We start from the raw sequence: 23,235 nt of genomic DNA, 5'->3' as shown, positions 1-23,235 counted from the left end.
TAACGGATAGAATTACCCATTACCTTTTTCCCAATTACCCACAAACGCTTATGATAATTGAAGATGAAGAGCTCCGAGATGTATTTAAAATTGCTAGTGAAGAACACTTGCAGAAACTAGACGATGGATTGCTGTACTTGGAACAACACCCGGCGGACTCAGCTAATTTAGAAGAATTGCTGCGGGAAACCCATTCTCTTAAAGGCGATGCTGGGATGCTGGGAGTAAAAAATATAGCATCTTTAGCTCATCAAATAGAGCATATTTTGGGAGGTGTCAAGCGGGGAGAGACTCAACTAAATCGAGATATTAGCGATCGACTTTCGCAAGGTTTAGACGCCATCCGCAAACTCGTTGACGAAGCCGTAACGGGTGAAGACTCCGGTGTCAATACATTTTACGTACTCGCTAGCATGATGGGTGCTTCTAACAAGCCCCAGCCCGCCGCCCCCACAGTAGAGCCAGAATCTTTAAACGTAGCAGAACCAGAATTAATAAAAACACAATTTACTGAGTTTGAAACTGCGCCACTAGAAACAAACAGTGAAACTTCTTTCGCGGCTAATTTAGATAATAATTACTCTTTTTCTACGCTACAATCGGAGCAAGAATTGCTGCTGCAAGCTCAAAACTTCCCTGCGCCTTCTGGGCCGGCTGCTGCATCGGTTTCGCAAGCCACTGTTAGCGGTTCTTCTAGTTCGTATTACCGCATCGAAACCATTCGCGTTGCTACCCAAAATTTAGACGATTTAATGACTCAAACCGGGGAACTTACTGTTACCAAAACTCGGCTATTACACCGAATTTATGATATTGAAAAACTGACAACTTTGTGGGAAAATTGGAGCCGAGAAGCTTTTATAAATCGGTTGGTTTTTAATCGGATAGAAACTGATAAAAATGGTTCTCAACAAAACGCTAGCCTCATGCAGTTACAGAGTTATTACCAGCGTACAGAAGAACGTTTAGAACGTCTGGGCACTCTAGTAAATCGCTTGAAAAATCGAGTTTATGAAGATACTGCCCGACTCGAATTAATTGCAGAGGAATTAGAATCAGGAATTCGCACTCTCAGACTGCTGCCTTTGTCTACTATTTTTAATTTATTTCCCCGAGCGGTTAGAGACTTGGCGAAGCGCGAAGGGAAAGAAGTTGAATTAGTCATTGAAGGTGGAGAAACTAGAGCTGACAAACGCATTTTAGAAGAAATGAAAGACCCTTTAATGCACATGATTCGGAATGCGATCGACCACGGGATAGAGACGCCCGCCGATCGCGAAAAGCTCGGTAAACCTCCCGCCGCTACTCTCCGAATTAAAGGCTACCATACTGCTAGCAATATTATCATTGAAGTTGCTGATGATGGCCGGGGGCTGAATGTCGATCGCATCAAACAAACTGCCGTAAAACGCAACATCTGCACGCCGGAAGAACTCGGCGCCATGACAGAAAGCCAAATTAAATCGCTGATTTTTGCTCCGGGTTTTTCTACCAGAACATTTGTTACTGAAATCTCGGGACGGGGGGTGGGTTTAGATGTAGTTCGGACTAATGTTGAAGCACTAAAAGGCAGCATTCAAGTTGAATCTCTATCTGGGAAAGGATGTACTTTTCGGCTGCAACTCAGCACGTCGCTAGCTACTGCTAATGTATTAATTGTAGCGGTTGAAGGTATTGCTTACGCGGTGCCAATTGAGTTTGTTGAAACTGCTAAAATGGTAGATAAATCTGAGATTTTTGCCATCGAATCTAAGGCAACTATACTTTCGGATGGCCAGCCACTATCAGTTGCTTATTTGGCAGATTTACTAGAATTAAATAATAGAGAGGGGCTGCCGAATAATCGGGAGTGGAGACAGGAAAGTTGGAGAGAAGTCAACAGGAAAACAGAGGGAGAATCCCTAACTTATAATTCTCGGAAAATGTATTGTATTGTTTTGAAAGTTGGGGAGGAAAGATTGGGATTATTTATAGATGCTTTGATTGACGAACAGGATGTGGTGATTAAACCTCAAAGTCAATTGCTGAAACGGGTGCGAAATGTTTCAGGTGCAACGATTCTAGGGACGGGGGAAGTTTGTATGGTGCTCAATCCCCACGATTTGATAAAATCTGTACGCAAGCAAGTTTTGTCGCGCGGGGTTGGGAGTGCGCGATCGCCCATTGAGACGGTCAGCCGAAAACAAGTTATACTTTTAGCAGAAGATTCGATCGCTACCCGCACTCAAGAAAAGCGCATTCTCGAAGGTGCAGGTTATGAAGTGGTGACAGCAGTAGACGGATTGGATGCTTTCAATAAATTAAAAACTCGCTATTTTGATGCTGTGATTTCTGACGTACAAATGCCTAATTTGGACGGTTTGGGACTGACTGTTAAAATTCGCCAGCAAAAAGAATACAGTGAGTTGCCGATTATTTTGGTGACATCTTTGGCGTCGGATGAAGATAGAAAAAGAGGGGCTGATGCTGGGGCTAATGCTTATATTCCTAAAGGTACGTTTAATCAAGATGTATTGATCGAGACCTTGAAAAGGTTAGTTTAATTGTGGAAGGAAGAGAGTCCGATGGGGATCGGGGGAGAGGGTCTGATGGGGATCGGGGGATAATTACCCATTACCAATTACCCATTACCCATTACCCATTACCTAAAAAAATCTAAAATCTAAAATCTAAAATCTAAAATGGTATGATATTGTCGCCCATTAAAGTATTGTTAGTAGAAGATTCCCCAGTAGCTACGATCGTCCTCAAGCGCATTTTGGATGCTTCGCCAGAAATCCAAGTTGTCGGAACAGCTTGTAACGGGTTAGAAGCGCTAGAATTAATCCCGAAACTTCAGCCGGAAGTCATCTGTACGGATTTGAACATGGCACAAATGAACGGGTTAGAGTTCACGCAGGAAGTGATGAAGAAATACCCGCGACCAATTTTAATAATTAGTGCTTCTGTACAAGCAAAGGATACTCAAAATGTATTTGAACTTATGAAAGCAGGTGCATTAGATGTTTTTCCGAAACCCATTGGCGGGTTGGCGTCTGATTACGATCGCCTCGCGAATGAATTAATCGCTAAAGTTAAAGTTTTGTCGGGAGTTAAAGTATTTACGCGGCATCAAAAGTTGGGAGTAATTGGAACAGGATCTCGCCCCAGCCAAAAAATTAATCAACTAGCAATGCACAATTACCAATTATCCTGCAAAAATCTCAAGTCTCAAACTATTAAGTTATTGGCTGTCGGCGCGTCTACAGGCGGGCCGCAAGCGCTGCACTCGATTATTTCGCAGTTTCCGGCTAATTTACCAGTGCCGGTAATTTGCATCCAGCACATCAGCGAAGGATTTTTGCAGGGATTGGTTGACTGGTTGGGTTGTGAATCTAAATTGCCTGTAAAAATAGCTGGTTTGGGGGAATTGCCGCAAGCTGGTATTGTTTATTTTCCGCCAGAAAAACGTCATTTAGAATTGGATGCTCAAGGGCGTTTTATTTATTCGGAAGCTGCTCCTGTCGCGGGACACTGCCCCTCTGTAACGGTAACATTTAAGTCAGTTGCTAATTTTTACGGGCGCGGGGCGGCGGGAGTGTTGCTAACAGGAATGGGGCGAGACGGTGCTGAGGGTTTGTTGGCGATCGCCCGACTGGGCGGCTTGACAATTGCTCAAGATCAGGCTAGTTCCGTTGTTTTCGGAATGCCGAAAGAGGCGATCGCCCTTGGTGCGGCCCAACACGTTTTACCCGTCAGCGCGATCGCTCCTCTGCTGTTGGCGAAATTTAAAGTTTAGGACAAGCGGGAGAATATGGCGGTTTGCAGTTGAATCAGGTATGAGGGAATTGGTCATGGGTAATTGGTAATTGTAAGGCTGTGCCTCCCTCAATAGAAAAATGCTATAATTTTGAGATGTGAACTAGCAGAAACCGGGTCGATCGCAATATTTTTTTTTCAGCAATCACTAGGAAATCATCAACCCGGTTTCTCAGGACTCATGCAAAAAAAATGGTTGGACTCGCTAATTATAGTGTTCTCGGTGCTTGCGGCCCACCCTACATACAGGACTGTTGCTTTGATGTAGGGCGGGTAACTTTTATGATTTTAGATTGATAAACTTACCAATTACTTCACGCAATTTGTCAGCATCAAAGGGCTTAGTTAAATACTCGGTTGCTCCCGCCAAACGCCCCTGCACCTTATCAAAGGCTCCATCTCGCGCTGTCAGCATCACGATCGGCAAATTCTGAAACTGAGGCAAGCTGCGCACCGTGCGGCAGAGTTCCAATCCGTCAATCCCAGGCATCGAAACATCGAGCAACAAAACCGAAATTTGTTCGTGATAAATCGTTGACAAAGCATCGACTGCATTGTCTGTCACGAGAACTCGAAACTCTTTGCTTAAGGCCTGTTTGACGAGTCCTTGCATCACGACGCTATCATCAACTGCCAAAATAGTTGGTACTTGACTGCTACTTGCAGACATATTCTTCTCCCGGTTTATTTATACTTCTTGAAAATAGAAAACATAATTCCCGCCGTCATTTTTTGAGAGTGCCTTCTGCGAAATAATTGCCAACTCCGTTGGAGCGTTGGTAAAAACTTCACCCCTGTTTTTTTAACCCTGCCCAAAAACGGGTACAATACCCCAACATTGCTGAGGGTCGATCCCCAAATTTTAGACTCCTGTTCAAGCTCCGGTGATAAATCTGTGGAGTAAATCTAAAATCTCAAATCTCAAATCTCAAATCGACTGACCTCAAACTCGAAAAAAGGGATTGCCAGAGGGGTCGCGAGGCGATTACAACTGTTGCAAAATGTGCATCCCAACCCAGAAACCCTCGATGGTGAAGTTTGAACCACTATTGTTACAAAGTTTAACATTTGGGCAATCTTTTGTAGTCGATCTCCTAACTTTAGTTGAGCGGCCTGCGGCAGTGCCCGGTAAACCGCACTGGTATTGTGGCACAAACCAATTATTTTAATCTACCAGCAAGCCTGCTACCCACGATGAGATCGGTCTGTTAAGATAGAATTAAACTTATTAAGAAATTCTATCTAAGCTATCCGCCATGTATTTTTGAAGGGTGCTTCCTCAGAGCGGAGGCTCTTAGATTTGAGGAAGCCGGAGCTATTCAAAAGCATAGTCAACTCGATATAATTTCTACAGTATTAGAAGATCTGCGGTGCTCTAACTCCCATAACTCAAAAGTTTCCATGTCAGTCAAGAGGTTGGTCAGAGTTGGGCGCAAGCAGCCTGCGCGCGACTTGCGCCCACAGTCTCCCGGCAGAAAATTCTTAGCTCGTTTTTCTCCAAAGTATTGAGAATGGCGGTTGCCAGCAACTAGATGGGCAGTTATACATGATGAAAGCACCCTTGCCTCTTGGTAAAACAGTGTTCGAGCTTGAGCGCATCGACTTGTATCAGCTTCTGGGTTCCGATCCCGAGGCTTGCTTTGACGATTTGGTCGGCTTGGCCGCAAGGATGAGCCGAACTCCTATTGCTTTCTTGAGCTTGATTGACGCCTCCGGCTACTGGTTGAAGTCGCAGCTAGGTATCGATCGAACTTTGACCCACCGTTACCTGAATTTTTGCGATCGCGCGATCGGCCAAACTCCCCCAGAGTTCGCCCTGGGAGCGGACTCTCTGAAGGAATTTGACCGAGCAATTCCCCTGCAAAAAACGTCGGTTGCAGCAGGAGCGATCGCACCCCCTGCAAATCCCTTCAATGAAGCGCCCGCCACCGTCATTATCCGAGACGCTGCCACAGACGTGCGATTTGCCGAGCATCCGCTAATTGTTTCCTACCCCTTCGTGAAATTTTACGCCGGCATCCCAGTCGTCACCTCAGACGGGCAGATGCTGGGAGTGCTATCCGTCATGGACTCCGTGCCGCGAGACTTGACAAAAGACACGATGGATGCTATGGAAACTTTAACTCGGCAAGTGGCGAGTTTGGTAGAGCTGCGCTGGCAATTGGTCAAAGCCCAGAAAGAGGTGGCAGAGGTAGAAGATATCACCTCGGACGGCCAGCAAATCTCGGAGTTAGCTCGATCGAACCAAGACTTTTTCTGGGCAGTACAGACGCCAGAGAGCGGCACGAGAATATTCCGCACAAAAAAGCTCCCGATTCTCGAAACAGGCAAATCTCAAGATTTGCGGGAAAATTCTGGGCGCCGAGAGCTCCATCGCGATACCAAACAAATCCGAGAAATAGCTGCAGGCTCGCGGGACACCGCAGAGTCCCAACCAATGCCAGCCTCGCTGCCGGAGCGATCGCGCTTGGGAACCCTGCAAGCTAAAGTCGGTGCAGCCCTCGGACAAGGCGGGACAATACCGACAACCCTCAACCGCTGCACCGAGGCAATGGTAGATTACCTCGACGCCGCAGGGGCTAGCATCTGGACGTTCAACCCGCAGACAGAGCGGTTGGAATTGCAGGCCGCTTCAGGACTCAGCAGCGAAGAGTGGTTCGGGGAAATAGAAGATTGGGTGCGAGCAGAACCGGGAAAACTCCAAACTGCCCCTGTGTTTCTGCAGTCGATCCCGTCCCTCTGGGCCATTGCCTATCCGCTGATTGTGGAGGAGCGGCTGGTGGGAGTGATGGCTCTGTGCAGCAGCCAAGCGTTAGCAATCGGGGCGCTAGAAGTTCTGGGGTGGATGGCTAACGCCATTGCTGTGGCGATCGATCGCGTCAAGGCGCGAGAAGAATTGTTGAGCCGCCGGGAAGGCTTGCTGTTCGGCCTCGCCAGCCAGATGCGAAATTCCCTCGACCTCGACAAAATTTTAGATACGGCTGTTAACGAGATACGCAGCTTGTTGCAGGTTGACCAGTGTTACTTTTTGTGGTATGCAATCTCGCGGCACGGACAGCCAAGTTTTGCGATGACCCACGAGGCGGCAAATCCCGAACTCACAGAGCGGCTCGCAGAATATCCGATCGAACAAGTAACGCTGCTGGCCGAGAAAATTCGCGATCGCCAAACGCTCCGCATCGGCGACGCGGCAACAGCAGCCTGCATCGAACCGCCCACGCGAGCTTTTTTGACGGATGTCGGGATTGTTTCTAAGCTGCTGCTGCCGCTCAAGACTCGCTCCGGTCAAATGGGGGCGGTAGTTTGCAACCATTACAGCAGCCGCCGTTCCTGGGCGGCGAGCGAAGTGGAACTGCTGCAAGCGGTGGTGGATCAACTGGCGATCGCGATCGACCAAGCCGAACTTTACGCCCAAACGCGGGCGGCAGCCTTAGCAGCTCAAACTCAAGCCCGCCAACTGACAGAAACTTTGCAGAGTTTGCAGCAGAAAGAAGCTCAGCTCATCCAAAACGAAAAAATGTCTTCTCTCGGTCAAATGGTCGCCGGCGTCGCCCACGAAATTAACAATCCGGTTAATTTTATTTACGGCAACTTGACTTATTGCGAGCAGTACGTGAAAGATATACTGGATTTGCTGCGCCTGTATCAAAAGCACTACCCCGAGCCTTGCGAGGAAATTCTCGACAAAAGCGAAGAAATAGATATTGATTTTGTAGTGCCGGATTTGCTGAAAATTCTGTCTTCGATGGAGATGGGAGCCGAACGCATCCGCCAAATTGTCCTGTCTCTGCGGAACTTCGCGCGGCACGATGAAGCCGAGATGAAGCCGGTGGACATTCACGAAGGGATTGACAGCACGCTGCTGATTTTGCAGAGCCGCTTGAAGTCAAACGGGCTGATACCGGGAATTGAGATAATTAAAGAATACGGCGCTTTGCCGAAGGTAGAGTGCTATCCCGGACAGCTCAACCAAGTATTTATGAATATTTTGGGCAATGCGATCGACTCTTTGGAAAATCAGCCCGCACCCAAGACGATCAAAATCTCGACGGCGGTGGTGCCCCCAAACTCGGAGGCTGATGAGTCAGAAAAGTCGAGCGGTCAAGTTGTGGTGATTCGGATTCAAGACAGCGGGCCCGGATTGCCCGAAAAAGCTAAATGCCACTTGTTTGACCCTTTCTTTACCACTAAACCTGTGGGTAAGGGTACGGGACTCGGCTTGTCTATCAGCTACCAGATTGTGGTGGAAAAACACGGAGGAAGCTTGAAGTGTATCTCCCAAGCCGGACAGGGAGCGGAGTTCAGGATCTCAATCCCGCTGGCTCGTCCCGCGGCCCTCAAAGAATAAACCTGCGGGCGATCGGTTTCACAAACATTTTTTGAATTTTATTGTCAAAGTGCTTGACAGATTCTGGTGTTTGAATGTTAAGATAGTGAAGGTTAAGACGTTGGGGCGTCGCCAAGTGGTAAGGCAGCTGGTTTTGGTCCAGCCATTCAGAGGTTCGAATCCTTTCGCCCCAGTTAAATTGTTTATGCGATTGTTGATGAAAGGGCGGTTGAAACCGCGTCTTGTCAGGCAAAACCCGCCGGACGGCGGTTTCCGAATGGGCAGTTAAAATTACCATTACCTCTCTTAGTCCGCTCCCGTCGGACATCGTTTGTATAGACGCGGTTTCAACCGCCGTCCGATCTTTGATTGTAGTTGTTCGATCGCACATCCTATCACTGTGAACTGCTGGGCCCGCGAGCGTTTAGCCGATCGAAAACGTATCGGGAAATGGCCGGAAATACTGTTTCATCCTTGGCATAAGCCGGATCGTCTGCGAAAACTACTAAGATATAAATCGCGCGATCGTCTAAAGTTCTGACAAAAGCCGCTTCGCTGCGGGATTTGGAAGTGTAACCAACTTTGGAACCAAAATAAATATTAGTTGGTAAAGATTCGCCGAGAAATCCTTGTATCGAGTTGCTAGGGTCACTTTTCCAAGCCTTGGGGTCTAAGTCTCTCGTCAGCAAGTAAGCCATTTTGCGGCTGGCGATGCTGGAAACAGCTTGCCTAGTATAGATTTCATATATTAATCTGGCGGCTTGGTCGGTAGTTACTTGATTGCGAATCGGCTGAGAATCATCGCCCCGCAATTGCAAGTCGCGACCGATTGGGCCTTCTTGCCTTAAATAGTATATGGGATAATTTTTGGTGCTTATACGAATATCATTGTAGCCTGCTGACTGGAAAAATGTGTTAATTTGCCGGCGCTTTTGCAGCCATGTTTGCAACTCTTCTCCTGCGAGCCGTCCGCCGGATTTTGTATCGGTGATTTTGTCTAAAAGCCTGCTGGCGGCATCGTTGTTGGAGATGCGAATCATTTGTTCTAGGTCGTTCTTAAAGGCAGATTCTCTTTCCGTAATTATGCCTTTTTCTAGGGCTGAGTAAAAGGCGGCCATCCAAAATAACTTGGCAACGCTAGCAGGAAATCTGAGAGTTTGATTTTGATATCCGGCAAAGGTGTGATTTTGGGAATTGCTGACATCAAATAAGGTAATTGATAGCTTGTCTGCGGGCAATCCTTTGCTGGTCGCAATCTTCACAGCTTCATCAACAATCCCTTGCAATTCTTGAGAGTAAACTGGATTGGGAGGTGTTTTTATGTTGTAGGTGAAGGTAGGATCGTTTTGAGGCTCGACTACATTTTCCGATGTTTGAATTGTCGGCGGCGGCGAGATAGCCTCTTGAGGCAAGATGACTGGCGGTTCAGGGGCGCGGCGAGTTCTGAAGGGCATTGTGACGAGCCAAAAGAACGCGATCGCCCCGGCAATTAAACACAAAATGTTGCGGTATTTGAGCCGAGACAATTTTGCCCTCAGTCGCCGACGAGATGGCGTTGGACGATCGGTGGTTTGCCGTCGGGGATCAACTGGACTATCCGTGATTTGCCGTCGAGGTTGGACTGGACGATCGCCCTTTTGCCGTCGGGGCGCGACTGGACTATCCGTGATTTGGCGACGATATGGCACTGGACTATCCGTGATTTGCCGTCGCGGATCAACTGGACTATCCGTGATTTGCCGTCGGGGCGCGACTGAACGATCGCCCTTTTGCCGTCGAGGCTCAACTGGACGATCGGTGATGAGGCGTTGGAGCCAGATTGAGCTTTGGAGCCAGATTGGGCGTTGGAGCGAGATGAGGCGTTGGAGCCAGATTGAGCTTTGGAGCCAGATGAGTCGTTGGAGCCAGATGAGGCGTTGGAGCCAGATTGGACGATCGCTGATTGGGCGTCGGGATTGGATAGGGCGTTGGGGTTTGACTGGGCGATCGCTGGTTGGGCGTCGGGATGGGACTGGACGGCTGCTGTGGCGTCTGGGCTGGATGGGGCGTTGGGGCTCGATTGGGCGGCGTCGGCGGTCTAGTTGCATTACAGTGTTGTGGTATCAAACTCGCACGATCAGTTTATAATAGGGCGGCGTCTAATAGCATTTTAGATTTTAGATTTTAGATTTTAGATTGGGAATAACTGATTGTATAAGGGTTTGGAACTTGCCAACAGTTGCATTATTTTTTGAAACAGGTCTGCGCTGTTGTCAATTTAATCTATCTGCTAGGCTGATTGAGACTTTTGGGAATTGTAAAAATTTTAGGATAGCACTCAGTTGAAGCAAAATCCTTTGAAAAACATGAGAAATTTTTGGAGTCTGGCAGTTTTGGGATTGGCGATCGCCGGAGTCAATAATTATTTGATACCTGATGTTTGGGCATTGCAGTCTCAACCTGCTGCTGGATCTGTTGTCTCGCGACTAACATCCGCACGCGGCGCGGATGTAGCCCCTGAGTTGACTGGAGAAAGCCAAAATCGGGAAACAATAAAACAGCAAACTGTTTCCAGTTTCCCGAGTTTGTTTTGGGACTTGAACAATTTACCTGAAATTTCCTATTCCCAATTGCTGGAAGTGCTGGCGATCCGACCAGAATCCCATAATACTCCGGGAGAAACCGTTGCACAACCCGAAGACATAGCACGTTTTGATAAGATTGTACAGTATGCAAAACAGCAAAATTTGCCCGATCGCCCGATCGGAGAAATCCTGCAGGCGATCGCCGATAACTTTCTAGGAAAGCCCTACGCCGAGGGTTTGCTGGACAAATCCGGCGAAGAAAAGTTGCTGGTAACGTTGAATAAATTTGATTGCGTTTTGTTTGTAGAGACCGTTTTGGCTATTTCGCGAGGCGTAGCAGTAAAAGATTACGACTATCAAAATTTTGTAAATCGCATAGAAGAACAGCGGTATGTAAACGGTAAAATGAACGGTTATTGCAGCAGATTGCACTATTTTTCCGAATGGATTAACGACAATCAAAAACGGCAAACTGTGGAAAATATTACCGCTCAATTGGGAGGCGTCCCGATGAATAAAACACTAAATTTTATGAGCGGGCACCGCAGCAGTTACCCGCAAATGGTGAAAGACGAAGCGACTTATCAGTGCATTGTCAGCCAAGAAGCAGACTTAGCCAAAACTACGGTTAATTACATCCCGACAAATCAGATCAAAAGTGTTTATTCTCAGTTAAAACCTGGGGATATTGTGGCGGTAGCCACGGAGGTTAAAGGATTGGATGTCACCCACACGGGTTTTGTGTACAGGAATGCAGACGGGAATATGGGCTTAATTCACGCTTCCCCGGCTGGCGCTGTGACAGTTGCTTACGACTTGCAGAGATATATTAGCAGAGTCGAAAGTGCGATCGGCATTGTAGTAGCAAGAGCAAAAACACCTAATTAAATTGGTTCGTAGTGGGGACTTCAGTCCTTTATGAATGCGGACTGAAGCCCCAACGATCAAACCCGATCGAGGTTTGACCTAAAAAAAAGCAGATTATCTAATTTTCCGCTGCAACCAAACCACCAAAACCCACCCGAGAGTACATCCAAAAATATAGCCAATAAAATCCTCCCAAGAAAAACCGCTACCGAGGAACAAACGCCCAAATAATGTAGCGCGAATTGCTTGTAAAAAAGGAGGTCGCCACAGTTGACTAAATTCAACTATGCAGTTAAAAATAAAAACTCCCCATGCAATTTTCCTCAGAGAAACTTGGGGAAAGATGAAAACAATTAGCAGAATCAAGAAAATTTGGTATAGAAAATCACCAAAATAATCGTTAAAAAACTCTCGCCCCGGCCCCGAATAGAATTCGCTGCTTAAACCTACGAACAAAATGGGGATGATGCTCAGCAAAAGGGCAACTCGATAGTTAAAAAAGGGATGCGCGCGATTAAAAGGTGATGCCATTTTAACTTTATTCGGTTCGCAGTAAGGACTTCAGTCCTTTCTCTCAGTCCGCGCAGAGCGGAAAAAAGTTTGTATAACCACGATTTCAGCCACCGAGTACGCGGGTTTGTAACGCAGATTTGATCGATATCAAATCTGGTGTTATTGAACAATTTCGGTGCGAGATACCTTACTATTTCTAGCAGGATTTGGCGTTAATTCAGGCGGTGAGGCTTGAACAGTTCCCCAATCCTTCAAAAAGCTTTTCAGCAAAACCTCTTGCTGAGTGCGAAATCCCTCGACATTTGCCCCGCGATTCATAATCGCAAACCACACAGTTTCTTGTTTTTGAGTTGGCAGCGCCCCGCCCAAAGCGCTAACATTATCCAACGTGCCAGATTTGACTACTGCTAATTTAGGTAGCGCCCGTTCAGAGAGTATGCCTTTATCTTTGCCAACTACAGTTAAGACATCGGCAACTGTCATGCTGTAAGGTTGCAGGTAGCGTTCTAAAGCGATAAACAACGCGCAAGCCGCCCGAGGAGAAATGCGATTTTCTTCGCTCAATCCCGAACCGTTGACGAGTTGAATTTCTGCGGGAGGAACTCCGGTTGCTGCTGCTGCTTTTTGCGCGACTGTTTTGGCGCCGCCGACAGTATCAGCGAGCATATCTGCCATCAGATTGTTGCTGTACTGATTCATTTTTTTGATCAGTTCGGCGAGGGGCAAAGAATAATGTTTGGCTAAGAGCACGGCGCTGGGACTTGCTGGCAAAACTTTTACAGCACCGTCAATTACTATTTGGGGTTTCGGAGTATTTGGAGGGAGTGTTTGATACTGGGCGGCGGCTTCACTGGGCCAGATTTCACTGTTCAATGCTTGTTTGAGCAATTCTCCTGATTTGAGGGGATTTAATTCAAAGTTCATGTAAAATTTATCGACAATTATCAAACTGCCAGTGACTCGCTTGATGCCTTTTTGATTTAAGATGTTACCGAGGGCGATCGCCTCTTCCCAAACAAACAGCGGATCTTCGCTGCCCTCAATAACTAAATCGCCTTTTAATACGCCGTCTTTGATTGTGCCGTTGGTACTAATTAAGGTAATAAATTGATGTTCCGGCCCGAATTGTTGCAGCGCTACGAGAGATGTTGCTACTTTGGTAATGGAAGCGGCTGACAGGGGAACTGTACCTTGATGGTTGGCTAGCAAAGTATTGCCCGATTGCATCCAGATACCTTGGTCTTCTTTGGCAGAACCTTGGGCTGTCAATCCGTTGAGATATTCCTGGATTTTGGTATTTGTGGCGGTTTCGGGATTGTTGACAGAGACTGTTAAGGGCTGACTTGGTTTAACTGGCGGCGGGGAAGATTCGGCTACAGGAGAGGGAGTTGCAAGTTGGGGCGATTTGGTAGCGGCGCATCCGGCGATAATTGTGAGAATGGCGATCGAACTTACAGCAGTCAAGTAGCGGTTTTTCAGCATTACCTTAATATTTTTCATCAAATTTACGATCGTCTGTCGGCACGCCCGAGGGCAAGTTTAGCACTCTTCTTGCGCGTCGGGCGAGCCTCCGGATCTGCGTTACCCAACTCGCGAACCGCTGACATTACCTATCTTCTTCCTTCTCGGATCTTTTTTCGCGCACTTGGCGTCTTCTTGCTTTCGTTAAATAAGTATTCTTTAAATGCTTCGGGATTTTATCTTCAGCGCCTGGGGCCTTCACCCCAGGCCGATCGCGATCGACAAATTCTCGGTAAACTGGTTTATCCAACCATACTTCCCATACTCCCCATACTCAGCGGCACCATTTCGCCGTGTACCGTCAGGCCTAATAACATCGGCTCATTTGCTCGGATCAACTCTCCTGTAAGCGCGCAGCGTTCCTCCTGCTGTGCTGTGGCATTAATGCTGGCTCGAATATCCGATCGAGAAAACATCTGACGATACTCTCCAGACTTCTGCTGCACGTAATTCCAGAGCAAATCTCGAATCAAAGCTTGATAGCCTTGATTGCCCGCGAGATCTTTGAGTCTCTCCTTGAGCTCTTTTTCCAGTCGAATGCTGGTGACTTCCATTTCGGTGGTTGAGGTTCTAGGTAGGGTATGCATAATTTTTCTCCGTGACGGGTGGACATATCTGTAATATCAGTGTAGTATGTTTAAAGCTAGATTTAAAGGTCTCTTACTACTTTCTGCCTACTGTGAAATTTCTCCCCACCTACTCAACCTATCAACCGCAGTGCGATCGCCCCTGGGGTCGCAGCGAGTCGTCACGGCACGTCTTTATGACGGGTTGGGAGACCCTCACAGCGACCTCCCGGGCAGGGCATCGCCTAAATAAACCCGGTTATAGTGGATTAGGACAAAATGCAGAAATTAATTACAGCGAGGTAGACCGAGACGGTCTGCGAGTGGCACAGCCACACCAAGATACGCGAAGCGGGAGGTACAGCTAAACGACTGTACCGACACAGGATGAAAATTTGCATGAAAGCAGTTTTTCTAGCCCCCGCTTCTGAGTAAGAGAAGCGGGGGCATTTGATTGGAGATTTGAGCAATTTGGTAAGGCTTGGGGAACTCGCAAAAAACCAGATGCAGCCAATGCTGGCGTTGCACCCAAAATCCCAATCTAAAATCTAAAATCTAAAATCTAAAATCTAAAATCCAAATGAGGAGGAGCAAGCCGTGACCGTAGTAACTGATGTATTGAGGCAATCTGTGGTGGTGTTTTCTCAGAATTACCTACCGATGAGCCGTGTCAACATCAAACGGGCGATCGTACTTTTGGTAACGGGCAAGGCTGAACCTCTGGATTTTAGCATCGGCAATGGCTGGCTGGTGCGATCGCCCAGCACCAGCATCCACGTACCCGAACAAATCCGCTTGACTTTTGGTAACAGGGAACGGCTTTGGAAAGTTCCGCCGGTCAATCGCCGGGAAGTTCTGCGCCGAGACGCTCATGCTTGCCAATACTGCGGCAGCAACCGGCATTTGACGCTGGATCACGTGATGCCTCGCTCGAAGGGCGGGCCGCATACTTGGGACAACGTGGTGACGGCTTGCGAAGGGTGCAACTCTCGTAAGGGCGATCGAACTCCCATAGAAGCTCAAATGCCTCTGCGAACTAAGCCGAAGGCTCCCATACACCCCACTGTTGCTTTTGCCGAACAGTTTTGGCACGAATACCAAATTGGGGAATAGGGAATTAGTCAGTTGACAGTTGACAGTTGATAGTTGTCATTGGGAATTGGGAATTGGTAATTGGGAATTGGTAATTGGGAATTGGTAATTGGGAATAGGAAAAGATTCTCGATCGAGATGGAGATCGAAAAAATTTTATTTCCCGATCCCAGAGCTTGTCTGAGCCCAATGCCCTATCCTTCGTCTGTGTGTTTAGGATCATCGGAAAATCCCGATTCCCAATGACAACTGACAACTGTCAACAGACAACTGACAACTGACAACTGACAACTGTCAACAGACAACTGACAACAGACAACAGACAACAGACAACAGACAACAGACAAATTTTCAATTCCAAATTTAGGGCTGTCAATATGCTGAAGTTGACTTACACTGAAACGGGCTTTAACCTGGAGCGTTTGGCTCAATCTCCCGAACAGTTAGTGGCGCTGCGAGTTGTGCTGGCTATGCGAGTTGGTCAAAGCATCAGCGTCGAACCGAGCACTGCGGCATTTTTGCTGCCCGCGAATTTGTCGGCGCTGTCTCTGTTGGAATCTGAGGCGCGCCGAGATGATACTGATTCGATCGCCCTTTGTGTTGCTGATGCTGATTTTGTGGAAGTGACTCTGCGCGGTACGTGGATTGGAGATGCGTCTGAGGGGGCCCTGGGGGTGTTTGCGACTGTTTTGAGCGATCGGGCGGAACTGTTGTTGCTCAAACTCTGGCTCGAAACTCAGGCCGCTGCGGAGGTTGTCGGGGAAGTCGGCGATTAATCTCGGATGAAGAAGGAAGAAGGAAGAAGGAAGAAGGAAGAAGGAAGAAGGAAGAAGGAAAAATTCTCCCACTCTCCCACGATCCCCATCGGACCCTCTCCCCCTCCCCTCTCCCACTCTCATTACGGTGTATAAATGAGGTTGAAATAAATGCCGTTATCTTGCAGATTGTCGCCTTTATCGCTAATTCTCACCAAAGGAAGAGCGTAATCTACGCGCAGGTTCACCCGCTGTATCGGTTCCCAGATTACCCCCAAACCCACACCTGCCAAAAATCTCTGATTGGTTAATTTATTAGGATTGTTGGGAACGTTCCACACCGTACCGGCATCGAAAAATGGAGCTAATTGAAGTTTGGGACTTCCCACAGCATCCCGCTGCAAAGTAATCCGATCCTCGATCGACACTCGGAAGCCGTTATCGCCCGAACGGACATTTTGGCGGTAGCCGCGCAAAGATTGCCCGCCGCCAATTACAAATTGCTGCGAAGGCAACAAACTATTAGCAGAAAGCTGCAAGTCGGACTGCAAAATTAATAAATGTTTGTCGTTCAATCGCTGTACTCGCTGCACTTGACCCAGCCAACTCAAAAATTGTCCGTCAGGGACAGAACCTTCGTTTTGAGTAGCATCAAACAAGCTAGTGCCGATCGTAAATTGCGATCGCAAAGCCCAAGCACCCTGGGGGTCGCGCCGAATGTAGTCCTGTCCCAGCTTAATTGCACTCGTAGTGGTGACACCCTTGGAGTCCGGGCCTTCACCAAAAGGAAACGGTTCGCCAGCGAGAAAAGTTCTGCTTGTCTGATAAGTAAAGCCGGCAGATAAGGCAAATTCTTCGATCGGCGTTCTCCGCAGCGGCTGGCGGTAACTCACTTCAAATAAATGCGATTTTCCTGAAATGTCAAAAGCGTCAAAAGGTGCTTGTACGATACTGTTGCGGTTCGGCGCCGCCCTCAATTGCAAAGTGCCGTTCATCGCATTTAGCGGCAAGCGATAGCTGAAATCGAACAGGTCTGAATCGCCGAGCGATCGGTAATAAGCCGCCGCAAGTTCGTCGCCATTTCCTGTTATATTGCGGTGCCGCAAACTAACTCCCAATCTTTCGGAACCGACGCTGGGAGGCGAGTAATTGTCAATGCTGAAACTAGGTTGAAACGGATTAGCTTCCGAGACTCGGACGATCAGAATGCTCTCGCCTTCATTATCCCCAGCCCGCAGGCTGGCTTCTACATTGTCAAATAAAGGATCGACCCGCAGCAGCCGGAGTTGGTCTTCTAATGAAGCTGTGCTTAAAGGCATTCGGGCACCGAGTCGAATCCGGCTGCGGATGTAACTTGGATGCAATCTTTTAGTTCCTTCTACCTCAATTCGGGTCAGCTTGCCTTCGATAACTTGAATTTGGACTACCCCTGCGGTGATAGTTTGGGGCGGCAAGACTGCTCTCGAAGTGATGTAGCCGCGATTGAGGTAAATTTCGGTAATTTTGTCGGCGATTTGTTTGAGCTGTTCTAGGGTGGCAGAACGGCCCTCTAACGGCTTGACTAAGGCATTAATTTCGTCTTGGCTTAAAATTGTGCTGCCAACTACTTGAATTTTCTGCACCTGAATTAACTGATTCGGCAGCGGCAGGGGAACTGGCGACGGGGGGCCCGGCGCAACTGTTGGGGGTGTTTGGCGAGGTTCTGCCGAAGGCTGCGGCGCCGGTTGCAGAAATCGATCGCGATTTGGATCTGGCTGAGTCGGCGGCGGGGGCAGGTTTGGAGGCGCCGAGGGTGCGTTCTGGGCTAAAACATTCCAATGTAGCTGGTTCTGACATTTTGGATCGTTGTCAACCTGATTTTTTGCTTCGGGTTCCGGGATCGCACCACAAGCAGTTTCATTAATTGTCGAACCGATCTCGGGCTTGTTGTCAAGAGGGTTGTTTTCGGGAAAATCGGGGAGTTGATTTAAGTTGGTTGCAGTTTCATCCTGCTTGATTTGGAGTTTTTGCAGTGCTAATACTCCCTTGCCCGGATCGGCTGAGTTGTCAGCGGCGGCGGGCAACCGGGAAATATCGTCAGTTTGGGATATAGCTTGATGGGCATAAAAGCAAGCAATGGGGAGCGCAGTTAGAAGTGAAATCCCTAACCGAAATATTGCAATATTTGCTCTCGGGGGCATAATTAATAATTTTTGTAAAATAAGTTGGTCTGTGGCTTGACTCTGCCAGTTTACCATTTAGTATTGGGCGCAATTTGACCATAAAAATTTGAACAGTCCGGCTTTCAAGAGGCAAGGGAACCATCCATGCTCGTTAGCACAAAAATTTTAATGTATTTATGACGATCGACCAAAAAAACCGGAACAGCCAAAAACCCGGTGGCGATAGCAAATACCGCGCCACCGGGTTTGTAGTATGCCGTGCAAAAGTCATACCATTTGAGATTTGAGATTTGGCAATGACTCGCCCAAAAACGGGTACCGTGCCCCGAACGCTCATCAGTGTAGATCCTAAAATTTTAGACTTCTGTTCGGGCTCCGGTGATTCACGGCGCTGCAAGTAAATCTAAAATCTAAAATCTAAAATCTAAAATCTAAAATCTAAAATCGACTGACTTATGACTACCAGGGTTGAGATCGCGGGCCTACCGCTGCATTCTTTTTTTGAAACTGGTATCGAATTATTTTTTTGTGATTGGTGTTAAATCACTGGGGACTAATGGTTGTTGGGCGATTTTGCCGAGTTCGACTGAGCTCAACACTTCTGACCACTTGAGCGCTAAACTGGCATCGCTGGGAGACTCCACGCGCAATTGAGCTAGAGTTGCCAGGTACTCGTACCAGAGACCTTGTTGGGCGAAGATGCTGAGCCTCGCGCGAGGATCGGGCGATCGGTCCAACTCTGTTTTCACGGTTGGGGCGACTGCGGTGCGGTTGATCCACCCGGAAACGAGAACCTCATCTCTATAGTTTTTTGGGTTGCATTTGATAGTAAAGTACCATTGATAGTTTTTGCCAACTTCCAGGGCTGGCGAGTTGCCGTCGGAGCCGAGGCTGACACTAACGATACCAGCACGGCTCGTTACCATCCGAAAACTTTTTTTGTATACTGTTTTGTCCCTTTCGTCTGCTAGCTCAAACTGAACTGTTTTGTCGATCGCTACGGGAACGTAGTAAAAAAATGTCGGCTTTGCTGATATGGTTTGCCCCATAGTTGATTGGGGAATCAAGGCAGTTAAAGGATTTGTGGCAGTGCATTCTAAGCCGCGGGTTCCTCCCCCTTCCCGCCTTCCGGGTACTCCCTGCTCCGGCGGTTGAAAGCTATTCCACGCGACTCCCAATTGCTGGCTGTTCGGTCTGCTTCCCCTTGGTTCAGGGGGTTGAACTGTTTGCCAGTTGAGGGGTAGCTGCGGTTGTGAGCGGCGGTGGACGCTGTTTGCGGGGCTGTTGAGAGCAAGAGCTGGTAGGAAGAAACTACCAACGGCAACTGCCTCTAAAGACAGAATTAAAGAAAGGGCACCGATGTTTAGAGCCGACTTCCAAGCCATGACGAACCTGCCTTCTGATGAACCTAGGAACTCGATCGCACAATTTTATTCTACCCAAGGTTTTGATGGATATAGTAATCTGTTGTACTTAATTTATATCTTCAGGCAGATACGATTAGTTTGGCTGCTCTGACCAATATGGAATTCTGTGTCGCGTTTTTCAGTGGTAGCTTAGTAGTTATACTTACTTGCATTCACGGCAGCAGGTTGGGCATGGAGCTTGTTAAACCCAACTCAGACAAAGACTAATATTCGGGGTTTTTTAGCTCTGGCAAGAGGCTACAACGCCTCTTTTCGTAAAAAAACCCGGTTGATGCGTCAGTCCTGGATATCAGGAACCTCGGCAATTTTGCCGGTGAACCTCAAGCGATCGGCTACAAGTGACAAATCAGGTTTTCTGTACAATACCGGCAAAAAAATTTAGCATGAATCTCGATTCACCTGTTCTCTCGGACAAACAGCCTTCGGGGCTGCGGATGGTAAGACCGATCGGGGTCTTGGCACTGCACGGCATTGCTTTTTTAGGAAATAGGTTGTTCGCTGTCGATCGCGCCGAAGGGCTGCTATTGGAGATCGATCGAGAAACGGACAACACTACTGTTTTGAATCCCAATCAAACGGCTAAGTTTGCGGGTGCAACCGGGCTGGCGATTTGGGAAGATACTCTCTGGTTTGCGCGGGATGAGGATATTTGTTGCTGTCCGGGCGCAATTCGGGACGGGGCGATGGGTGAACTAAAACCGGAACATTTTGTTTCGCTTTCTTATCCTGCTGACGGAATTGCAGTTTGGAAATCTACGCTTTACGTGACTTGCCAGAGATTGGGCTCTATTCTAGTTTTTGACGTGAAAACGGGTCGGAAAATTACTCAGTTTTGCGCTCCCGGTATTGGGGTAGAAAATATCACTGTCCGGGATGAAGAACTTTGGGTTTGCGACAAGACTGAGCAAACTGTTTACTGTTTGGAGCGGGCAACTGGGGAAATTAAATTTAGCGTTTTGACTCCCTTTGAGGATCCTTCGGGTTTGGCTTTTCACAAGGATTCCCAGACGGGGGAAGAGGTTTTGTATGCGGCTTATGCCGGGGATGAACTTTACATCCGGGATGACCCGAATTCGGAAGATCCTTTTCAGTTGACGAAGCGCGATCGCACTTTTATTCACCCTTTGTATTTTCACTACAATGAAGCCGAGCGCTACGCTCTGTCAAACGGTTTTTTGATGGAAATGTCTTATGTGGAGGAACTGTCTCCTCTCGATGAGGTAGAAATCGAAAATTTGGAGTGGCGGATTGCTTTGCCTTCGGAAACTCACCGGCAAAAGGTCAGGAAAATTACGCCGATCGGAATGCCTTTTACTGAGGAAATTCTAGACGGGGAACGGGTGGCGGTGTTTAAGTTCGATCGCCTGCGGGCGGGGGAACGCCGAATTTTTGGCTGGAAGGCTTTGCTAGAAGTTCGATCGATTAAGTATCAGTTGTCGCCTCGGGATGTCGAAAAGATTCCGAAGCTGTCGCCGGAGTTTGCAGCTAAGTATTTGGTGGATAATGACAATTTGGCGATGGATACGGAGATCGTGCGATCGGCTGCGGTGGCCTCCATTGGCACGGAAACTAATATTCTGAGGCAGTTACTGAGCATTCGCAATTTTGTTTACGACCAACTTTCTTACGGCATCAGGCCTCACATTGACACTCCCGATATTGTACTGCGCCGCGGCATCGGTTCTTGCGGCGAGTACGTGGGGCTGTTGTTGGCTTTGGCAAGGTTGAACCGGATTGCTTGCCGCACCATCGGGCGGTACAAGTGTCCGGCTTTTGCAGACAGAAAAGGTTTGCCCCTGGAACCGGATTTCAATCACGTTTGGCTGGAGTTTTACATTCCGGGTTTTGGCTGGGTGCCGATGGAATCTAATCCCGATGATATTCAAGACAAAGGCCCTTATCCTTTGCGGTTTTTTATGGGTTTGGCTTGGTACCACGTGGAAATTGGCAAGGGAATTCGGTTTCAAAGTCTCACCAGCGGGGGTCTTCCTTTGAATAAGGAGGATGTTTCCGTGGGGAGTCTGGCAATTAATCATGTGAGGTTTACAATTTTGGAAGAGTTGCTGTAAGGTTTGATCGTTCGGAATGCAAGTCCGAGCGAGTTTTATGAGGACTTGCATTCCGAACGATCGAACTAATTTTATTGCGGTTGTACGATCGCAAATAATCTCAAGTCTAAGGCAAGCAGGAGGGGTTGTGGAATTTTCGATTGCTAATTTGCTGGTTTTGGTAGCCTTTGTGCTGTTGCTGACCGTGACTGGCGGGGTCGCTTATTTGACAGCGGTTGAATGGCGCGATCGCAGGCGGTTAGATAAGGCTAAACGGAAAAAAAAGTAGCTGTTTGCTGTTGACAAAGTGCATTTTTTATGATATGAAACACGGCGACCTGGTTGGGTCGCCTTGTTTTTTGATTTGAGGTATTTTCACCGCAGATGATATCCAGTTCCGTAACATAACCGTTATAGGTTTGTAGTGAGGACTTGAGTCCTCATACAAAACTATGATTCACGGGCGGGACGCCCGCGCCACAATAAAAACACTACAATAAACACAGATGAAAAAGGGAATTTTGGAGTAGATATCTTAAGTCCACTGTCGGAAAAAGGTATTTTCTTGCCAAGCAGCGGCGGTACGTTGTTCAAGTGCTGCCATTTCTGTTTTGTTCAGAGGTTTGAATGCTTGGGCGACTTTCAAGTTTTCTTCCAATTGTTTTACTGAGTCGGCGGCGATGACGCAGCAGTGCACGCCGGGAAGTGAAAGCGTGTAGCCCATTGCTTGGTGCATTCCATCTAAAACACCGTTCTGAAATAATTTGCCGTAAGCTGGTATTTTCATGGCTATGACGCCGGTGTTTTTGGCTTTGGCAACTGGTAAAGCGGTGGTAACAAACGATCGCGGGTGGTGTTTTTCGGCGGCGTTGAGGGAGATTAATGTTGTGTCGAAAGGATAGCGCTGCAAGCCTGCGGCAATGATGGCGGGTTCGTGGTGTCCGGTGATGCCGGAAAAACGAATTATTTTTTGCTGTTTGGCTTCTTCGATCGCCTTTATTGCTCCTTTGGCACTGAAAATCTGGTCTAATTCGCTTTGGAATGAGACGTGGTGGAGTTGCCACAAGTCGAGGCGATCGGTTTTCAATCTTTTGAGCGATCGCTCTAAGTCTCTCCACGCGCCGTCTCTGTCTCTGGCGGCGGTTTTTGTGGCTAGGAATAGGCGCGATCGATATGGTGGCAAAACTTTGCCTAAGTTTTCTTCGCTCGGCCCGTACTCGGCGGCCGTGTCAAAATAGCGAATGCCGAGTTCGATCGCGCGTTCAATTTGCGCCGCCGCTTCTGCTTCTCTTCCCTGCTGCGACAGCGGTGTTTGTCCGGCCCCCCCCAAACCGAAAATCGGCACTTTCACGCCGGTGTTGCCTAACAGTCGTTCTGGCATTTTTACTGTGGCGGCCGCCTTGTTATTGGGTGCGACTGCGATTTCCCGATCCTGCTGTTCGATCGCCTTAGCGCCTGCAATGCCGCTGGCTACAGCTATACTGGTCAATATAAAATTGCGGCGAGTTTTTTTGCCGGTCATGGTTTCCGTCTCCTCAGAATATTTGAGTAGAAAATAACCGCTTTTTTGTTCGGACAATACATAGATTTTTAGC

The 23,235-nt window shown here is 47.9% G+C and carries 19 protein-coding genes and 1 tRNA gene; 10 read left to right on the top strand and 10 right to left on the bottom strand.

The window, feature by feature from the left end; genetic code table 11:
- Nucleotides 1-50 precede the first annotated feature (50 nt).
- Both QUB63_RS26040 and cheB read left to right on the top strand, forming a co-directional pair.
- A complete protein-coding gene (locus QUB63_RS26040) occupies nucleotides 51-2,543 on the top strand; it encodes a hybrid sensor histidine kinase/response regulator (RefSeq protein WP_332948259.1) in 2,493 nt (830 codons plus the stop codon).
- Between the two features lie 143 nt (nucleotides 2,544-2,686).
- Entirely contained in the window at nucleotides 2,687-3,778 is a 1,092-nt protein-coding gene (gene cheB / locus QUB63_RS26035) for a chemotaxis-specific protein-glutamate methyltransferase CheB (protein ID WP_332948258.1), read from the top strand.
- A 300-nt stretch (nucleotides 3,779-4,078) separates the two neighbouring features.
- On the opposite strand, the gene QUB63_RS26030 is transcribed toward cheB, so the two are convergent.
- Entirely contained in the window at nucleotides 4,079-4,468 is a 390-nt protein-coding gene (locus QUB63_RS26030) for a response regulator (protein WP_332948257.1), read from the bottom strand.
- 876 nt (nucleotides 4,469-5,344) lie between these two features.
- Between QUB63_RS26030 and QUB63_RS26025 the strand changes: the two genes are divergently transcribed.
- Nucleotides 5,345-8,146, top strand: coding sequence for a GAF domain-containing protein (locus QUB63_RS26025; RefSeq protein ID WP_332948256.1), 2,802 nt, complete (start codon nucleotides 5,345-5,347; stop codon nucleotides 8,144-8,146).
- A gap of 101 nt (nucleotides 8,147-8,247) precedes the next feature.
- Nucleotides 8,248-8,319 (top strand) — tRNA-Gln (locus QUB63_RS26020).
- 201 nt (nucleotides 8,320-8,520) lie between these two features.
- Here QUB63_RS26020 and QUB63_RS26015 read toward each other — a convergent pair.
- Nucleotides 8,521-9,651, bottom strand: a complete 1,131-nt coding sequence (locus tag QUB63_RS26015; RefSeq protein ID WP_332948255.1) for a serine hydrolase — start codon at nucleotides 9,649-9,651, stop codon at nucleotides 8,521-8,523.
- Between the two features lie 8 nt (nucleotides 9,652-9,659).
- Entirely contained in the window at nucleotides 9,660-9,911 is a 252-nt protein-coding gene (locus QUB63_RS26010; RefSeq protein ID WP_332948254.1) for a hypothetical protein, read from the bottom strand.
- Nucleotides 9,912-10,005: 94 nt separating this feature from the next.
- Between QUB63_RS26010 and QUB63_RS26005 the strand changes: the two genes are divergently transcribed.
- Both QUB63_RS26005 and QUB63_RS26000 read left to right on the top strand, forming a co-directional pair.
- Nucleotides 10,006-10,206, top strand: coding sequence for a hypothetical protein (locus QUB63_RS26005; protein WP_332948253.1), 201 nt, complete (start codon nucleotides 10,006-10,008; stop codon nucleotides 10,204-10,206).
- A 264-nt stretch (nucleotides 10,207-10,470) separates the two neighbouring features.
- Nucleotides 10,471-11,577 (top strand): N-acetylmuramoyl-L-alanine amidase-like domain-containing protein, encoded by a 1,107-nt coding sequence (locus tag QUB63_RS26000; RefSeq protein ID WP_332948252.1) that lies wholly within the window; start codon nucleotides 10,471-10,473, stop codon nucleotides 11,575-11,577.
- 93 nt (nucleotides 11,578-11,670) lie between these two features.
- Here the strand turns inward: QUB63_RS26000 and QUB63_RS25995 are convergent, their stop codons facing one another.
- The 4 genes from QUB63_RS25995 to QUB63_RS25980 all read right to left on the bottom strand — a co-directional run bounded on the left by QUB63_RS25995 (nucleotide 11,671) and on the right by QUB63_RS25980 (nucleotide 14,177).
- Nucleotides 11,671-12,087, bottom strand: a complete 417-nt coding sequence (locus QUB63_RS25995) for a ribosomal maturation YjgA family protein (protein ID WP_332948250.1) — start codon at nucleotides 12,085-12,087, stop codon at nucleotides 11,671-11,673.
- A gap of 141 nt (nucleotides 12,088-12,228) precedes the next feature.
- Nucleotides 12,229-13,569 (bottom strand): D-alanyl-D-alanine carboxypeptidase, encoded by a 1,341-nt coding sequence (locus QUB63_RS25990; protein WP_332948248.1) that lies wholly within the window; start codon nucleotides 13,567-13,569, stop codon nucleotides 12,229-12,231.
- Nucleotides 13,570-13,675: 106 nt separating this feature from the next.
- Nucleotides 13,676-13,840 (bottom strand): hypothetical protein, encoded by a 165-nt coding sequence (locus QUB63_RS25985; RefSeq protein WP_332948247.1) that lies wholly within the window; start codon nucleotides 13,838-13,840, stop codon nucleotides 13,676-13,678.
- Nucleotides 13,833-14,177 (bottom strand): hypothetical protein, encoded by a 345-nt coding sequence (locus QUB63_RS25980; protein ID WP_332948245.1) that lies wholly within the window; start codon nucleotides 14,175-14,177, stop codon nucleotides 13,833-13,835. The genes QUB63_RS25985 and QUB63_RS25980 overlap by 8 nt, the downstream gene beginning before the upstream one ends.
- A 576-nt stretch (nucleotides 14,178-14,753) precedes the next feature.
- Between QUB63_RS25980 and QUB63_RS25975 the strand changes: the two genes are divergently transcribed.
- A complete protein-coding gene (locus tag QUB63_RS25975; protein ID WP_332948243.1) occupies nucleotides 14,754-15,269 on the top strand; it encodes an HNH endonuclease in 516 nt (171 codons plus the stop codon).
- Nucleotides 15,270-15,625: 356 nt separating this feature from the next.
- On the top strand, nucleotides 15,626-16,024 hold the full coding sequence (locus QUB63_RS25970) for an alr0857 family protein (protein WP_332948242.1): 399 nt from the start codon (nucleotides 15,626-15,628) through the stop codon (nucleotides 16,022-16,024).
- 122 nt (nucleotides 16,025-16,146) lie between these two features.
- On the opposite strand, the gene QUB63_RS25965 is transcribed toward QUB63_RS25970, so the two are convergent.
- Both QUB63_RS25965 and QUB63_RS25960 read right to left on the bottom strand, forming a co-directional pair.
- Nucleotides 16,147-18,240: a ShlB/FhaC/HecB family hemolysin secretion/activation protein gene (locus QUB63_RS25965; RefSeq protein WP_332948241.1), complete on the bottom strand. Its 2,094-nt coding sequence runs from the start codon at nucleotides 18,238-18,240 to the stop codon at nucleotides 16,147-16,149.
- Between the two features lie 443 nt (nucleotides 18,241-18,683).
- Nucleotides 18,684-19,550, bottom strand: coding sequence for a DUF928 domain-containing protein (locus tag QUB63_RS25960; RefSeq protein WP_332948240.1), 867 nt, complete (start codon nucleotides 19,548-19,550; stop codon nucleotides 18,684-18,686).
- Between the two features lie 425 nt (nucleotides 19,551-19,975).
- Between QUB63_RS25960 and QUB63_RS25955 the strand changes: the two genes are divergently transcribed.
- Both QUB63_RS25955 and QUB63_RS25950 read left to right on the top strand, forming a co-directional pair.
- The gene (locus QUB63_RS25955) at nucleotides 19,976-21,661 is read left to right on the top strand and encodes a transglutaminase domain-containing protein (RefSeq protein WP_332948239.1); all 1,686 of its coding nucleotides are present in this window, start codon (nucleotides 19,976-19,978) and stop codon (nucleotides 21,659-21,661) included.
- Nucleotides 21,662-21,788: 127 nt separating this feature from the next.
- Complete coding sequence (locus QUB63_RS25950; RefSeq protein WP_332948238.1) at nucleotides 21,789-21,929, top strand: hypothetical protein; 141 nt, start codon at nucleotides 21,789-21,791, stop codon at nucleotides 21,927-21,929.
- Between the two features lie 246 nt (nucleotides 21,930-22,175).
- On the opposite strand, the gene QUB63_RS25945 is transcribed toward QUB63_RS25950, so the two are convergent.
- Entirely contained in the window at nucleotides 22,176-23,219 is a 1,044-nt protein-coding gene (locus QUB63_RS25945; protein WP_442921836.1) for an aldo/keto reductase, read from the bottom strand.
- Between the last annotated feature and the right edge of the window lie 16 nt (nucleotides 23,220-23,235).

Source organism: Microcoleus sp. ARI1-B5 (genome assembly GCF_036705795.1).
Taxonomy (GTDB): domain Bacteria; phylum Cyanobacteriota; class Cyanobacteriia; order Cyanobacteriales; family Microcoleaceae; genus Microcoleus.
The sequence above is the reverse complement of the archived record's forward strand: the minus strand, read 5'-3'. Positions and strand labels throughout refer to the sequence as shown.